This is a genomic window from Actinomycetaceae bacterium MB13-C1-2 (genome assembly GCA_035621235.1).
Classification (GTDB): domain Bacteria; phylum Actinomycetota; class Actinomycetes; order Actinomycetales; family Actinomycetaceae; genus Scrofimicrobium.
In genome coordinates this window covers 360,123-375,670 of the sequence record CP141731.1, presented here as the reverse complement: position 1 = coordinate 375,670, position 15,548 = coordinate 360,123, and the positions used below count along the sequence as shown (strand labels likewise).

Below are 15,548 nucleotides of genomic sequence, written 5' to 3'. Positions count from 1 at the left end.
GTAGCTGTGTGAGTAGCAGAGCAACACCGAATAGACGGAAGCGGAAGACCCCGTGGGTCAGGCGCATCGTTTCTACTCTGATCCTGTTGGCGCTGCTAGCGGGCCTGGTGTTCTTGGTATTCAAGGCCGTGATTTGGGTCGGCGACTATTTCAAGTCCGAGCATCAGAAGAACACCGAACTCACGACTTTGCAGCCCGTAACGTACGAGTCGTGCGGCGAGGAAGATGTCAGCGTCAGCCTGATTCCGGGGGCCACGACCATCGCCCAGGGTGAGGGGATCGATGTCGTTATGTCGATCGAAAACGTCCGAGGCGAGGCCTGTACCATGACCCCGGGTGATGTTTCGGTAAGCGCCCAGCTCGGGGGCGATTCAGTCTGGACACCCGTTGCATGCTCATCGGTCCTTAGTGAGATGCCGTTACTTCTTGCTCCGGATCATCCCTGGTCACGAACCCTGTCTTGGGATGGCAAAGCATACGTGGACTGCGAAGTGGCCACCACCGGTGATGACGGAGCGAGCATGAACGCCGCAAAAGGAACCTATGAGCTTCGATACTCGGTATTCGGTGGCGAATCCAAGATCGCTGCGAACCTGACCATAGAATAGGGCGTTACCAGTTGGTACTTTGCGCCGCGTTGGCGCGTTCTCCAAGGTGTTCTACGATCATTCGCGCGCGGTAGGCTCCAACACCGTCGAGGGCCTTACCAGTTGGTACTTTGCGCCGCGTTGGCGCGTTCTCCAAGGTGTTCTACGATCATTCGCGCGCGGTAGGCTCCAACACCGTCGATCGATTGAAGATCCTCGGGCTTCAGTGCTCGAAGCTCTGTGAGGGTCCCCCATTTCTCGGAAATCTGCTGAATCGAACGCCAGGGTAGTCGGGGAACCATTGCCAGAGCGCGGATTCCGCGCGGACTGATCGACTCATCAAGATCGGCTGGATCGAATACCGGAGCGCCAAGGATCTCCGCAATCTGGGTTAGGTCAACCAGAGATTCTGCCGAAAGGTTCGAAAGTTTGGATTCAACCTCATCAAGGTTCTCTGGGTTAGCGATGTAGTCGCGCAGCACCAGGGCGCGCTCTGATGCGGCTCCTCTCAACAGGTCATCGACCTGGAGTGCCAGCAATCGTCCCTCAGCGCCGAGTTCGTCAAGATAGCCGTTGATCTCGGACGTGATTCGGCGGATCATCTCCATACGCTGAACAACGGTTGCAACGTCGCGTACAGAAACCGAGTCTCGGATCTCAAAAATGGATAACGAGGAAAGAACCTCGTCAAGACGCTCGATGTATCGGTCCAGCGTGTCTACCGCCTGGTTGGCTTTAGACAACAGCGCTTCCGGTTCTTCGACCGTGTGGTGGATATCGCCGACATAGATAGAAATAGCCGACATTGAGGCCGAAAGAGACAAAATGGGGACGTTTACCTGGCGGGCCGTGCGCTGAGCGGTACGGTGTCGCATGCCGGACTCGTCTGTGGGAATCGATGCGTCGGGAAGTAGCTGAACATTAGCTTTTCGAATCATCCAGGCTTCGGTATCAATGACGACTGCGCCGTCCATCTTGGCGAGTTCGCGAAGACGGGGTGCGGACAGATCAACGTCCACGGTGAAACCTCCGGAACAGATTGCCTCAACTTCCGGGTTGTATCCGAGCACAATGAGTGCTCCTGTGTGAGATCGTTGGATTCGCTCAAGTCCTTCGCGGAGTTCTGTTCCGGGCGCGATCTGTTGTAGCGCTCGACGAAGTTCCCGTTCTTCCACACTCAACTTCTGATACTCCTTGTTCTACAAGAGGTCTATCCAGAATAATCCAGCCAGCGGCTCACAAATGGTAGACCTGCCGCTTCCCCTAAAGAGTTTACGGAGGAAGAAGAGACGGGTGTTCGCGTGGGTGTATCGTTTCGGCCACGATCACTATGAAAGCACGTGACGGAGCGCGTCTTTCAGATCGGTGACGCCAACTACGTCGATAGATTCAGGCATCTTGAGGTCGACCATTTGGCTCGCGGGTATCAGTGCCCGTTTCCACCCCAGTCGTGCGGCTTCTAGCAGCCGACGTTCTATCCCCGAGCACCCCCTAATCTCGCTGGTTAGGCCGACTTCTCCGATTGCTACCGTGCCGACGAGAGGTGCCTTGCCCCGCACGGCGGAGCAGATTGCGATGGCAACCGCCAGATCCACAGCGGGTTCGGTGGTTTTTGCGCCCCCTACCGTCGAGACATAAACCTCTCGATTCGACAGGTCCATCCCCAAATGGGACTGGATAACCGCAAGAATCATTGCAATACGGGATGAGTCCAGCCCGGACGTTGCTCGACGGGGACTGCCACCCGTTCCAGGGGCGACTAGGGCTTGGAGCTCGGTGAGCAGTGGTCTGTGTCCGTCCAAGCTTACGGTCACACAGCTTCCCGGTGCTTCACCTCGGGTTCCGGAGGTGAATAGGCGCGAGGGGTCAGTAACCTCCTCAATCCCGCTGTCGCCAAGAAGGAAACACCCCACCTCATCTGTTGCACCGTATCGGTTTTTTGCGGCTCGAAGTAGGCGCAGTGGGGTTCCGCGGTCGCCCTCAAACTGACACACGACGTCCACCAGATGCTCAAGTGTGCGTGGTCCGGCGATCGAACCGTCCTTGGTCACGTGTCCAACCAGAATGGTTGGCACACTGGATCTTTTCGCCTCTTGTATTACCAGGCTAGCCACTGCCTTGACCTGAGCAACCGATCCGGCACCACTGTCAATCGCAGAGGTCGTCATAGTTTGTACGGAGTCGACAATCAATAGCGAGGGCTGAGTCTGCTCAAAGTGCCACAGCGTGTTGGCGACGTCAGTCTCGGAAGCCAGTAACAGGGAAGGTGAGAGTGCACCGATCCGCTCGGCACGACGTTTCACCTGCGAAATCGATTCTTCGCCGGTCACGTACAACACCGGACCAAACCCGCCGACTTCGGCACGTCGAGCAAAACGGGCTGCAACATCTAGCAGAAGTGTGGACTTGCCGACTCCGGGTTCTCCCGCCAGCAAGATGACCGAACCGGGCACGACGCCGCCCCCGAGCACTCGATCGAACTCGCCAATCCCTGTCGCGGTAGCTGGGGCTTCTTCAACCTGGACGCGGTCGAGACTGATGATCGGACCCGGTTTAGCGGCAGCCTTAGGAATGGAGCTACTGTTGCCGCCGCTTGCCAGAGGAACCGACACCGATTCCTCGAGGGTTCCCCAGGCTCCACACTCACGGCACTGGCCCACCCACTTCGGAGACTCCCATCCGCACTCTGAGCATATGTGAACTGTTCTCGGTTTTGCCATGCTGGAAGGGTACTCGTTGCCTCCGACAAATGGGTTATCTGGGCAACTCCGAGAACTGGATGACGGCACGTGAGGTTCCCGAGACAATCAGAATATCGCCCTCATCAATCCGGGTTTCAGCATCTGCATACCTGAATGGTTTGCCAGGGCGCAACGTACCGATAACCCTGATGTCGTGTTTAGATTCCACCTGGGACTCGGCAAGCGTGAAACCGTTCAGTACTCGCGGAGGTCGCATCTTTGCAACGACAAACTCCTCCTGGTCCATTTCGATGTAGTCCAGAAGTTCTCCGCCGACCAGATGTGCCGTCCTCATCCCCGCGTCATACTCTGGATAGACGACGTGGTGCGCTCCGATTCGGCGCAGGATTCTCCCGTGTTCTCGGGAAGTCGCTTTCGCCCAGATCGACTTGACCCCTGCATCCACCAGGTTCGCAGTGATAAGCACCGATGACTCAAGTGAGGTGCCGACACCGACAACCGCCGAACTGAAGTCAGCGGCTCCTACCTGCTCTAGTGCTTCAGGGTCGGTGGCATCGCCCTCGACAAGTGGAAGAACCCCGGTGTAATGCTGGACGGTACTCCGATTCTTCTCCATTGCGAGGACCTCAAATCCGAGTCGCTCGAGAGTAAGAGCAACTGCGGCCCCAAAACGGCCCATACCGACAACCAGCGTGCCCCGGTTCTTGTCCCGATCAGCCATTTGCCTCTCCTATTCTCGACTAGCCCACAATCGGGCGTTCACTTGGCATTCGTACCACCCTGTTTTCTTGGCGTAGGGCAAGCGCGGTGGCCATGGTCATGGGACCGACCCTTCCGACGACCATTAGGAATGACAGCAGAACTTTCCCCGCCGCGGGTAGATGTGGCGTAATTCCAGTGCTTAGACCGACTGTTCCGAAGGCCGAGATCACTTCGAACAACACCTGGTCCAAGGTGAAGGGCGTGATGATCAACAGCGCCGCTGCTACGACCAAGACCAGAGTAACCGCCGCCAGTAAGACAGCTACCGCTTGACGCAGGGTCTCGTGAGGAATGCGGCGATGGAAAGCCTCGATATCCTTACGACCCGTTGCCTCGGCCCAGGCTGCCATCATCACTACGGCGAATGTCGTGACTTTGATGCCGCCAGCATGTGACCCGGACCCGCCTCCGATGAACATGGAAATATCGGTTAGTAACCACGAGGCCTGCGTCATTTCGCCCACGTTGATCGCCGTCATTCCTGGAGACCTCGGAGTTATCGCCAAAACGAAAGAGTTGAGGGCGCGGTCTGATACGGGGAGTGCTCCGAGGGTCTGGGAGTTGTTCCACTCTAGAGCGGCAACAATTACTCCGGTGACGACCGCCAGCGCAAAGTAGGTCGTCAGAGTCATCTTCGTGTGAAGGGACCACCCGGACGGCTTTCTCCAGTTTCGACGCAGATCGGTGATCACAGGAAACCCAACTGCTCCGACAGCCGCTGCGAGCATTATCGGGACCAGAACAAACCAGTTACCGACGTAGGCGTCCAGTCCCTCGTGCATCGAGACGAATCCGGCGTTGTTGAACGAGGATATGGCAATAAACAGTGCGTGCCACGTGGCACTTGCGGGGTCATGTCCTGTTTCTAAGAACGAGGGCAGGATGACAAGGAATAAGACCAACTCGGCGACCAGTGTGGTTACGATTACCCCAATCACCAGTGTTCCCGTGTCCGACAGCCGACCTCTCGTGTCCTGGACGCTTAGTAGTTTCTGCGTTAGACCAAGACGCCTCGAAACCACCAGGGCCAGCAGCGATGCCATCGTCATGACTCCCAGGCCACCGAGCGCAATTCCGGTGGCGATGATGGTCTGGCCGAAGAATGTCCAATGCAATGAGGTATCAACGACGGTCAGCCCGGTTACGCATACTGCTGATACCGCAGTAAAGAAAGCGTCGACCAGATCGGTACTTCCCGGGGTCCTTGAAGCGCCAGGCAGCATCAGTGCCCCGGTGGTCAGTAGGATGAGGATGAGGAAGATCACCATGGTCAAACGGGCCGGATAGCGGAAAGTTACGGAGTTTAGCCACATTCCGACCGACTGGACTCTTGTTAGGTTTCGTGCTGCTCCCGGGCGCAAGCTCGCCGGATTCACGCCGCGATGTCTGAGTGCAGGCGGTTCGGATTCGGCAAAATGGGTAACGCTTCGATGCTCTCTTGCCGCAGATGAGACAACTTTCGGCCGGTTCGCTTTCGAAGTCGGGGCACCGCGTTTAGGGTGCTGTGAGTGAGAAGAGCCGCCTGCCGAGCGAGGCGTCTTCCCACCGGGTTGTGCCCTTCGAACCACCGAAAAGTCTCCTTGCAAAACAGGGCCTACAAGGTGATCTGCGTAGGCTAAGATTCAGTCTAGAGTCCAATCCGGCCGAAAGTGCGAACCGGGTGCGGAGAAACGTTTTATCGGTCACAGTCGAAGTTGTAGAGGGATTCAACATGAACGCTCAAGGCGCGCCAAGCTTCCTGACTGTCTCTGAGGTGGCCGAACTCATGCGGGTCTCGAAAATGACCGTATATCGGCTTATCCACGCGGGTGAGCTACCCGCGATCAGGGTCGGGAAGAGCTTTCGTGTACCTCAGAGCGCGCTGAGTGCACTGCTCGATTCATCCTGGTCTGACGGCGATCAACTGAGTGCAAACGGTTGATAGCGGCCAGTTCAGTTTCGACCCCCTAAAGCGGGCGGTATAAACTAAACCGTCGAAGTTTTCATCTCCGGTGTGCCATCGCTTTCCGGGGAAGCACGGAAAGACGTTGGAGGGAGGTCCCCCATGGGCTCAGTGGTTAAGAAGCGTCGCAAGCGGATGTCCAAGAAAAAGCACCGCAAGATGCTACGCAAAACCCGTCACCAGCGTCGCAACAAGAAGTGACGCCTAAGCAGCAGTGAAAAGGGGGGCTCCGTCTCGGAGCCTCCCCTTTCGCATTCCCAAATCGGGCTTACAGGACGCCGGGTGTTGCTGGGCTAGTCCTCCGTTGCCAGCACGTCTCCGATGCTTGAGAGCACCGGGAATGACCAGTCGGCTTCCTCAAGTGCCATGATCGCGTCTGTTGTTTCCTCTTCCGTGGCTCCCGGACGAACGGTTATGACCCACTTGTGGTTCTCACCGGGCAGGAGTGTCACTGCCTCCGAGCTCGCAACCAGCGCTGGGTGAATTCGGTCGGCTTGCAGAATAAGTTCCCGCAGCAATGATTCTGCGTGGATGTCGAGAGTGAACTCGGGTTGATCGGCGTTGGGAACCGCCTCAAACCGCCCCACGTAGGTGGGAAGTGGATAGCTGAAGTCGTAGTCTGGCACGCCAATCCAGACTTCTCGCTGGTCCTCGGCATCGACTACAGCTACCTCTTGGCGTGGTGAGCTCACCGTCACTGATAGCTCGATTGTCTTTACAGATGAAGCCGGGATACTGACCGCCCGGTCTTCTTGCTGAATGGTATTTCCCGCTACGTTCACAACCCGTTCGCTGAGGTTCGTCTCCCAGGGTTCGTCGGTTTGATTTACCAGGAAAGCGACAAGCCTGCCCTCAATCTCCTTGAGCGTAAACATTCGGTCAGCAAACATTGCCCTGGCGGTGTACCACATTGGTTTTCGATGCCCATCGGCATCGACGCCGGCCCAAGAGATCACGGGCCAGCAGTCGTTAATCTGCCATATGAAGGCCCCTTGACAACGCGGCCAAAGAGAACGCCAGTGCCCAACGCCCGTAGCAATCGCTCTGGCTTGAACAATCTGAGTCAGATAGTGCCAGGCTGCCGTGGACGAAAGGGCCTCAGATCCGAAGTGCTCGACCACTCCGCGTTCCAACTTGTCCATTCCTTCCATAGCCTTCTGGTGGTTCATCACCTCGGGGCTAGTAAGGTCTAGTTCGGTTACTCCAGCCGGGACATCCACCGCGCGAACCAGAGTCGACCATGCCGGGGGAGATTGCCAGCCGAACTCAGCCATGAAGGTAGGGTCGGAATCGAGGTAGTGAACGTAGTCTTGACGGTTCCATACCTCCCACGAGTGACACGTTCCGTAGTTCGGGTTGGCATCCATCTGACCCGGCACCCCCGAGTATGGACTTCCCGGCCAGTAGGGACGGGTCGGATCGACCGTAGAGACTACCTCGGGAATAGTCTCGAGGTAGTACTTTGCGCCCCATCCGCGGTCCCCAAGCTGATCCTTCCAACCCCAGGATTCGTACCCCATGAAGTTCTCATTGTTCCCGTTCCAAACCCCTAGGCTCGGGTGGCTCATCAACCGCTCAACATTGTCTGCTGACTCAGCGCGTACCTCTTCCTCCCACTCAGGGGTTTCGGGATACGAGGCACACGCGAACGGGAAGTCTTGCCACACCAAGATGCCCAGTTCATCACAGATGTCGTAAAAGACATCGTCTTCAAAGATGCCTCCTCCCCAGACCCGAACCCAATCCGCTCCTGAGTCACGTACATCGATCAGACGCGCCCTGTAGCTTTCTTCCGTCACACGGTCCACTAGCGGGTCGTTCGGAATCCAGTTCCAGCCACGCGCAAAAGTATCGCGGCCGTTGATGATCAGACCAAACCGACCCTCTTGCGCGGCCTTTTCAGGTTCGAGGCACGGGTCGTTAACCAACTCGACCGTCCGGAAGCCAACTCGCTCAAACCGGGAGTCCAGAACCTGATCCTCACTTGAAACCAACTCCACGTTCACGTCATACAGGGGCTGATCACCCAGGGTGTGTGGCCACCAGATTCGGGCATCACTAACCGAGACAGCGGCGGTAAATGTACCGTCCGCAGAAATCTCCATGTTTGTATCGACGGGAGAAGATTCTTCCCCCGAGACTGAGACTCGTACCTTGAAGTTGGTGGGGGAGAGCCGGGGGTCAACCTCGATTCGACCCTGGACCGTAACAGTGCCGATTCCTGTCAGCGAGGAACGCAGTTCAGCTCCGGCGGAAATCCGAGTCGAGACGAACCTGGCTTTGTCCCATCCAAGGAGGACCCCATCCCGCCATGGGCCGGAGGTGACCACTGTTGGTCCCCAGTCCCAACCGTAGTTACAAGCCATTTTCCGAATTAGGTTGTAGGGCTCGTCGTATGATCCGGGGTATACGCCAAGCTCTTCAGACACCCTATCGGTGAAGGAATAGGGTGAGGTGAAGCTGATTTCAATGTCTTCTGCCCCAGCGAGAATCGCATCAGTCACGTCAAAGTCGTAGGTGCGATGCATGTTCTTTGTGCTTCCCACGACAACTCCGCCGAGCCTGACCTCTGCGATCGTGTCTAGGCCGTAAAAGACTAAATTGTAGTGATCGGATTCCGGATGATCTGGGAGCTTTGCTGAGTAAACCCATTCCTGGCGTCCGATCCAGTGTAGATCGTGTTCGTTCGTACCAATGAAAGGATCGGGAATCAGACCCGCGCTCAGAAGCGAGTCATAGACGTTGCCTGGAACCGTGGCAGGAATGCCGCGAGTCTTTAGAAGCTCAACTGTCTGCTCCGGCAGCTCAGGGTCAGCAAGACCGCCGTCTCCGAGCTTCACGGTCCACTGCGCCGTGGACAGGGGTGTCTCCCCGTTAGAAACAAGGTCTGCGGTTAGTGCGCGCGCTGACATGACTCTCCGATCGGCAGTTCGACTCTATGCCCTAAAGCATATCGATCTGGAAACTGGATGATTCACCGTCAGAGGTGGAAGACAGCTAGCTCGATCCTGTATCGGTGCTGTCGGTGCCCTCGGGGGCGGCGGGCTCTGTGGGAGTTTGCTGGTCCGCGACGAGTGCCTCAATCTGCTCCTGTAACTGCGTGATCTCGGTCTGCAACTTCGTGAGTTCCGAGAGGGTTTCAGTATTTTGAGTGCTCAGGTCTTCGATGGTGAGTTTCAGCGCCGCGTTTTCCTCCTGTAGTGCCGTTAGTGCATCATTCAACTCCTGATAGTCGGGAACGCCCTCCTGGCTCGCCTGCGTGGCCAGATCAACCAATGAGTCCAGCTGTTCCTGGGTTAGCTCTTGAACTGGATGAGTTTCAACCGTCGTGCTGTAGACATCCCCGCCCTGAGCCCTGGCGACTGCGTAGGACACCCCGATGGTCAGCAGCGAAACCAGCCCGAAAATCAGCGAGAGCAGAACCACCTGATTGCTTAGGTGTGCGTGTCTCTTAGCCTGCCTCGCCTCGGGTTCTGTCGTGGTCTCGACTTCCTCCGCCGATTCTGGGTTCTTCTCGGCGGAGTCATTGCCATCTGCTTCAGTTTTACCGTCGCTGTCCGCCTCCCCCGGTTCATCTTCCTGCTCCAGGATCGCCGGGACAATGACCTTCTTAGTTCCCTCGGTTGTCACTGTGATGACCAGGCGGTAGAACTCGGCAGCAAGAGCGGAACCAATAGAAATAACTGCCGTAAGCATCAGCGCGCTGAAAATGGAACTGAGACGAGTGGAGAGCACCGCCATCGTCACTGCGGCCAACGCCGTTGCAATCACACGCGGCCACGAAATAGAAGAGGACTCACGAGCTTCCTCCACGACACCTTTTAGTTGATTACTAACTCGACCCACGTCGCCTCCTTTGCCCTCCAAAGGTAGCCTGTTCATATCTACTCTGCGATAGGAGGACCGCCGTGGTCACCGGTTCAGTTTCCATTGAGTTGTGCGTTGAAACCAGTGAGGGTGTGCGTCTGGCCCGAGACAGCGGAGCCGACCGGGCAGAAATCGGTCGAGACCTACACACCGGTGGTCTAACCCCGAGCCTGGAGGTTGTACTCGAAGCCCTGAGGTATGCGCCAAAAGGAGGGTTGCGTGTCCTGGTACGCGAAAATCCAACGTCGTTTGAACTCACCGATGAGCAGGTTCGGGCGCAGACACGCTACATAGAGCGTCTCGGCGCCGCCATCACCGCTGCGGGTCCAGAGGTGGGTTTTGTGGTTGGAGCGCTGAAGAATGGGCGAGTGAACACGGCTGCTGCTAGGGATTGGCGGCGTGCGGCCGGACATCGTTACCTGGTCTTCCACCGAGCTTTTGATGAGGTAAGTGACCAGAGCGCGGCTCTTTTGGAACTGATTGACCTGGGTTATGACGCGGTCCTTACAACCGGTGGTTCAAAGGGGACGGCTGATCCGGTTGGTCTTGCGCACCTGCGGGAAGTAGCGGACGGACGAATAACTATCATCGGCTCGGGCGGGATCCGTCGACACAATGCTGCCGACGTTGTGGCTCGAGGGAAGCTCACCGACGTTCACTTCCGTGTTCCGGACGGGGAAGTTCCACTGGACGAGGTTCGGGCAGTCGTCGGAATTATCCGAGCACTGTTCGCCCATCCCTCGGGCGCCCCATATGCGTAGCCGGTCCAAAAACTAACCTTGGACAAGCCATCTGGTTCTACCGTGCCGGGTGTAGCAGAAGATCTGATTGGAGACCCATGTCCCGGCTAATCGTCGCGAAGTTCGGAGGGAGCTCTCTCTCAAACGCCGAGCATTTCCGCAGCGTCAAAGAGATTATTGAGTCTGATCCCTCTCGCCGCTACGTGGTTCCCTCGGCACCGGGTAAGCGAACTTCCGACGATCACAAGGTCACAGACCTACTGCTGATGTGTCACCAGTTGGCAGAGCACAACATCGATCCAGGCGAGGTTTACGCCCTGGTGATCGAGCGGTACGCCTCGATACGCGACGAACTCGGACTGTCTGTCAGAATCGAAGATGATCTCGATGAAATTCGTGCACGCATTGCTGCAGGAGCAAGCGTCGACTACGTTGCTAGTCGCGGCGAGTACCTAAACGGAAAACTGCTTGCCGAATATCTGGGATTCCAGTTCGTTGATGCGGCCGACGTGATTCGCTTCAGCAACGCCGGGGAGTACGAACAGAAGAGAACGATGAAGATTCTGCGCAGCAGGCTTGAGGAGCTGCCGCAAGCTGTCATCCCAGGTTTCTACGGAGCCGATGACAGCGGCGAGATACACACCTTCTCGCGCGGAGGCTCTGATGTTACGGGGGCCATCGTGGCCCGTGGCGTGCGGGCGGATCTGTACGAGAACTGGACCGATGTATCTGGGTTCCTCCAGGTTGATCCGCGAATCGTCCCAGAAGCAAAGCCCATTGAGGTGGTTACGTACAAGGAACTGCGCGAGCTGTCGTACATGGGAGCTTCGGTTCTTCACGAGGAGGCGATTTTTCCGGTTCGCGAAAAGGGCATTCCGATTCAGATCAGAAACACTGACCGCAGTGAGGACGCGGGAACGCTCATCGTTGCGGATGACGCACGGCGACAGTTCGTCACGGTCACCGGAATTGCCGGGATGCGAGACTTCACGGTCATTACCCTCGACAAGACTCTGATGAACGAGGAAGAAGGCTTCTTGCGAAAGCTGGTTTCTGTCTTCGAAACTAACGGCGTCTCGATCCTCCATGTTCCTTCTGGAATCGACACGGTTTCAGCGATTGTTCGTAGCGAGGCAATCCGATTCAATCTGAGCAAGATTCTGGCGGAGTTACGGATTTACTGTCAGCCCGATTCAATCAGTGTCTCGCCCGGAATGTCTCTGATCGCGATCGTCGGTCGAGGTATGATCCAAAGTCCTGGCATCGCGGCGCGAATCTTCTCTTCGCTCGCCGAAGCGGGAGTGAATATTCGGATGATCTCCCAAGGTGCTTCCGAGTTGAGCATCATTGTCGGCGTTGAGGACTCAAGGTTCGAAGATGCCGTGCGGGCTCTGCACGGGACGCTAGAGACCGTGCGAGGATAGCCCCATGGAGACGACGACCATTCACCTACTGCGGCACGGCGAAGTAAACAATCCCGAAGGTGTTCTCTACGGTCGATTGCCCGGCTACGGCCTGACCCCACTGGGCGAAGAAATGGCCCAGGTTGTCGCTGACTTCCTAGTTGATCAAGGTAGCGATATTACCCACGTCATCGCTTCCCCTCTGCTTCGTGCACAACTGACTGCAACCCCGACCGCGCTTGCGTATGATCTACCGGTCGAGACAGATCCCCGACTGGTAGAGGTCGGAAATGCCTTTGAGGGCCAGCAGATTAACAAGAATCGGCTGATCCTGGCCTATCCGCGCAACTGGAAGCTATACGCTCATCCGAATCGCCCATCGTGGGGTGAACCTTACGGTCAGGTTCTCAGCCGCATGAGCTCTGCGATCAGTAGCGCACTTGAGGAAGCACGCGGCCACGAAGCTCTGCTGGTTTCCCACCAGTCACCGATCGTCATGGTTCAGAGGTTCCTCGACAGAAAACCGCTCTCGCACAATCCGCTCAGTAGACGGTGCTCGCTCGCATCACTCTCCTCGTTGGTATTCGAGGGAAACACGCTGGTCGGCTGGTACTACAACGAGCCGGCAAAAGAACTTCTGAAGAGGGCTCAGGACATGGTTCCAGGTACCTCGGAAGCAGAGATAAAGAAATAGCGTTAGGCCACTTGGTCAAGCGTTTTACTAGCGTTCTGCACTGCAAGGTCCCTCCCCGTCTCACGCGTAGAGCCGACCGCTTCGACTACTTGGCCGATTTCACCCTAGATCTCTCCCCGTCTCACGCGTAGAGCCGACACCTCTTAGTGGCACCTTCGTCTGACTTGCGCTACATCGACCCTGCACGCGATCTTGGAAACGAATTCGCGGCGCGGCGCACTAGCTTTCTTTGTCGGCGTCAGACTCGTCTTCTGAGTGTTCCTCGTCGGTCACGGTGTCCCGAATGTGCGGGGGCGGCTCAGGTTTCGTACGCTTCTGGCGTCGCACGATCCTATTCGCCACATCTGAAATGGCTTCAGGATTGTCATCAGGTGGCAGATTGACCGGGGCGGAACTCGCCGGCATCCTGTCTGCTTCGGCGCGAGTTACCAGTCCAATAATGATCCAAACCAGTGGGCCGATTACGGGTAGTAGAACGATGACGGCAAGCCACAGCCAACGGTTTACTCGTCCGGGTGTCCATTCGCTAGAGCGCGTCGCCCAGTCCGCAACCGCGAAGACGGTCAGCGCGATGGCCAAGAGGACTAGTAACAGGCGTGCCATGCTTCAAGGATAGGCGTAGGCAACGCTATAGAGCGCCCGATGCCCCGATAGCGAACACGGCGCCAAGAACCAGTCCGTAGGCCAGTGCATAAAGTCCCGCGTTTCGAAGTGTCGGTAGCAGATCGCCTCCGGTGCTTCCCCGCATGACCGGAGCCGCGACAGTCGCCGCGCACAGCCCGGTAACGAGGAAGACCCCGACCGACCAGAGCGGTCCATTTCCTGTACCCAGTGTTGCGATACCGGCAAGGATTGAAGATGTGCCAAGCATTGTTGGAACAGAGAGCCGGGCAGCGCGCGGTCCAAGCCTCACCGCTATGGTCTTCTTACCAACCCTTGCGTCCCCTTCCATGTCTCGGACGTTGTTTACCATAAGAAGCGTTACGGAGGCCAGGCCGATGCCGCTTGCAGCGACCCACAGCCACCAAGGCGCGGAGTATGCCTGGACATACGTTGTCCCGACCGTCGCAAAGAGTCCGAAGAAAATGAAGACAAGTAGTTCGGAGAGCCCAATCCCGGCGTACCCATAGGGCTTCTTACCGCCGGTGTAGAACCAGGCAGCAAGAACGGCGAGTATTCCTAGAAGTAGTAGCCACCACAGGTGTGAGACGACGATGAGGGCAAGCCCCGATAGGCCGGCGAGAGCAAAGCACCCCAGCGCCGCAAAAAGAACATGGCTTGGCTTGGCGAGTCCTCCACCGGTTAGACGGGGAGGGCCGACGCGATCGGCATCCGATCCGCGAACTCCGTCTGAGTAGTCATTGGAATAGTTCACGCCGACCTGCAGAGCAAGAGCGGTCACTAGGGCCAGTGTGGTCCTGGGAAGGGAGAAACTCTCCAGGTGGAGGGCGGCTCCTGCCCCTAGAATAACCGGGCCAATCGCCGCTGGAAGGGTACGAAGGCGGGCCCCTTCTACCCAGTCTTTGAAAGTTGTCACGGGTATATTCAACGCTTCCAGGCTGAGCCGGACCTAATCGCGTCTTCGACTGCGGCCTTAACCTCTGTGGTTCGAACCTTCCCAAGAGCGGTTCGAGGAATGGTGTCCGCGTAGACGATCACGCGGGGAGCATAAGGGGTCCCCAGCGTTTCGGCCACTGAGTTGCGTAGCGCCAGGGGATCACGACCTTGTTCACGCTGTACCACTAACGCAGCGACAGTCTGCCCCCAGACTGGATCGTCAATCGCACAGATCGCGCAGTCGTGAACCCCGGGGATGTTCGAAAGCGCATCCTGGATCGGACCAAGCACGACCTTTACTCCGCCGCTGTTGACGATGTCATCAGTTCTGCCGGTTATGCGCAGCCTCCCCTCGGCGTCGATAGTGCCGACATCGGGCGTCCGGAAGTATTTGATAGCGGCGCGTTCAACCCAGTGCGTTTCCGTCTCGAACGAGGGCGATCTGAGGTAGTCGTCCATGAGAGCATCCGACGCAATTAGGACCCGTTCGGTGTCCTCCTCTATGGCAATTTGAGTGTTCTCAAGCGGGATGCCGTTGTAGACGCAACCACCACAGGTCTCGGTCATCCCATAGGTGGTGGTTACGTTCAGCCCAGCGTCGCGCGCCCGGGCGAGAAGATCAACGTCAATTCGCCCTCCGCCCAGAAGAATGGTGCTGAAGCGTCGGCACTCCCTTGTTGCGTGAGAGTTCTGAAGCAACGAAACAAGCTGTGGTGAGACCAGCGATGTGTAGAGCGGTACCGAGTTTTCACATCGATTTACGGCTCGTGCCAGCGAGTCAGGAGAGAACTTGGGCCACGTATCGGTGACCAATGGCGCGCGTCCGGACGTCAGGGAGCGCAGCACCACTTGAATCCCGGCGATGTGCTGCAGTGGAAGAGAAAGAACCCACATGCCGGGCCCTTCGAGTGCCGCCTCGGTGGCACGGGCCGAGGCGCCCAGGGCCCGCTGTGAAAGAACCACCAGGGTGGGTGCGAGACCGGTCGACCCCGAGGTCGGAAGCACCAGATGAGCATCGGCCGGCGAAACGGGAAGTTGCCGGATTAGTTCCCTAACCGGTTCCTCATCGGCGTCTTCTGGGACGATCACCAGGTAGCCGGGCATTTGACCACTTTGCCACCTCTGCAGCGCGCTTATGAACTCGTCTAGGTGACTCTGTTCGCGGGGGGCCGAAAGAAAATATGTCTCGGGAGTTGAGTTCTTTTCCTCTGTCTGCACTCGTCCCTCTCCATATCTGAGTTGCCGCCCACAAAACCGTTGAAATCCCGGCTTGATCGAAGACAATTTGTAACCC

The 15,548-nt window shown here is 57.3% G+C and carries 15 protein-coding genes; 6 read left to right on the top strand and 9 right to left on the bottom strand.

From position 1 onward, the window contains the following. Positions 1-8: 8 nt before the first annotated feature. Positions 9-608 (top strand): hypothetical protein, encoded by a 600-nt coding sequence (locus U6G28_01515; GenBank protein WRS30398.1) that lies wholly within the window; start codon positions 9-11, stop codon positions 606-608. 95 nt (positions 609-703) lie between these two features. On the opposite strand, the gene disA is transcribed toward U6G28_01515, so the two are convergent. The 4 genes from disA to U6G28_01495 form a co-directional block, all read right to left on the bottom strand. Next, on the bottom strand, positions 704-1,768 hold the full coding sequence (gene disA / locus U6G28_01510; protein WRS30397.1) for a DNA integrity scanning diadenylate cyclase DisA: 1,065 nt from the start codon (positions 1,766-1,768) through the stop codon (positions 704-706). A gap of 147 nt (positions 1,769-1,915) precedes the next feature. Further along, on the bottom strand, positions 1,916-3,307 hold the full coding sequence (gene radA, locus U6G28_01505; protein WRS30396.1) for a DNA repair protein RadA: 1,392 nt from the start codon (positions 3,305-3,307) through the stop codon (positions 1,916-1,918). Positions 3,308-3,341: 34 nt separating this feature from the next. Further along, positions 3,342-4,010: a TrkA family potassium uptake protein gene (locus tag U6G28_01500; protein WRS30395.1), complete on the bottom strand. Its 669-nt coding sequence runs from the start codon at positions 4,008-4,010 to the stop codon at positions 3,342-3,344. Between the two features lie 19 nt (positions 4,011-4,029). Further along, positions 4,030-5,427, bottom strand: a complete 1,398-nt coding sequence (locus U6G28_01495; protein ID WRS30394.1) for a potassium transporter TrkG — start codon at positions 5,425-5,427, stop codon at positions 4,030-4,032. A 335-nt stretch (positions 5,428-5,762) separates the two neighbouring features. Between U6G28_01495 and U6G28_01490 the strand changes: the two genes are divergently transcribed. Beyond that, entirely contained in the window at positions 5,763-5,972 is a 210-nt protein-coding gene (locus U6G28_01490) for a helix-turn-helix domain-containing protein (GenBank protein ID WRS30393.1), read from the top strand. A gap of 123 nt (positions 5,973-6,095) precedes the next feature. Further along, complete coding sequence (locus U6G28_01485) at positions 6,096-6,194, top strand: AURKAIP1/COX24 domain-containing protein (GenBank protein WRS30392.1); 99 nt, start codon at positions 6,096-6,098, stop codon at positions 6,192-6,194. A 92-nt stretch (positions 6,195-6,286) separates the two neighbouring features. Here the strand turns inward: U6G28_01485 and U6G28_01480 are convergent, their stop codons facing one another. Further along, positions 6,287-8,905 carry a hypothetical protein gene (locus tag U6G28_01480; GenBank protein WRS30391.1) on the bottom strand — a complete coding sequence of 873 codons (2,619 nt, stop codon included), beginning with the start codon at positions 8,903-8,905 and terminating at the stop codon, positions 6,287-6,289. Between the two features lie 85 nt (positions 8,906-8,990). Then, complete coding sequence (locus U6G28_01475) at positions 8,991-9,839, bottom strand: hypothetical protein (GenBank protein WRS30390.1); 849 nt, start codon at positions 9,837-9,839, stop codon at positions 8,991-8,993. A gap of 62 nt (positions 9,840-9,901) precedes the next feature. Here U6G28_01475 and U6G28_01470 point away from each other — a divergent pair, with 62 nt between their 5' ends. The 3 genes from U6G28_01470 (at position 9,902) to U6G28_01460 (ending at position 12,697) form a co-directional block, all read left to right on the top strand. After that, the gene (locus tag U6G28_01470) at positions 9,902-10,621 is read left to right on the top strand and encodes a copper homeostasis protein CutC (GenBank protein WRS30389.1); all 720 of its coding nucleotides are present in this window, start codon (positions 9,902-9,904) and stop codon (positions 10,619-10,621) included. Between the two features lie 77 nt (positions 10,622-10,698). Beyond that, positions 10,699-12,024 carry an aspartate kinase gene (locus U6G28_01465; GenBank protein WRS30388.1) on the top strand — a complete coding sequence of 442 codons (1,326 nt, stop codon included), beginning with the start codon at positions 10,699-10,701 and terminating at the stop codon, positions 12,022-12,024. A 4-nt stretch (positions 12,025-12,028) separates the two neighbouring features. Continuing rightward, entirely contained in the window at positions 12,029-12,697 is a 669-nt protein-coding gene (locus U6G28_01460) for a histidine phosphatase family protein (GenBank protein WRS30387.1), read from the top strand. A 219-nt stretch (positions 12,698-12,916) separates the two neighbouring features. Here the strand turns inward: U6G28_01460 and U6G28_01455 are convergent, their stop codons facing one another. The 3 genes from U6G28_01455 to U6G28_01445 are packed head-to-tail and all read right to left on the bottom strand — an operon-like array spanning position 12,917 to position 15,472. After that, positions 12,917-13,300, bottom strand: coding sequence for a PLD nuclease N-terminal domain-containing protein (locus tag U6G28_01455; GenBank protein ID WRS30386.1), 384 nt, complete (start codon positions 13,298-13,300; stop codon positions 12,917-12,919). Between the two features lie 25 nt (positions 13,301-13,325). Beyond that, positions 13,326-14,234: a 1,4-dihydroxy-2-naphthoate polyprenyltransferase gene (locus U6G28_01450; GenBank protein ID WRS30385.1), complete on the bottom strand. Its 909-nt coding sequence runs from the start codon at positions 14,232-14,234 to the stop codon at positions 13,326-13,328. Positions 14,235-14,242: 8 nt separating this feature from the next. Then, positions 14,243-15,472, bottom strand: a complete 1,230-nt coding sequence (locus tag U6G28_01445) for an AMP-binding protein (protein ID WRS30384.1) — start codon at positions 15,470-15,472, stop codon at positions 14,243-14,245. Between the last annotated feature and the right edge of the window lie 76 nt (positions 15,473-15,548).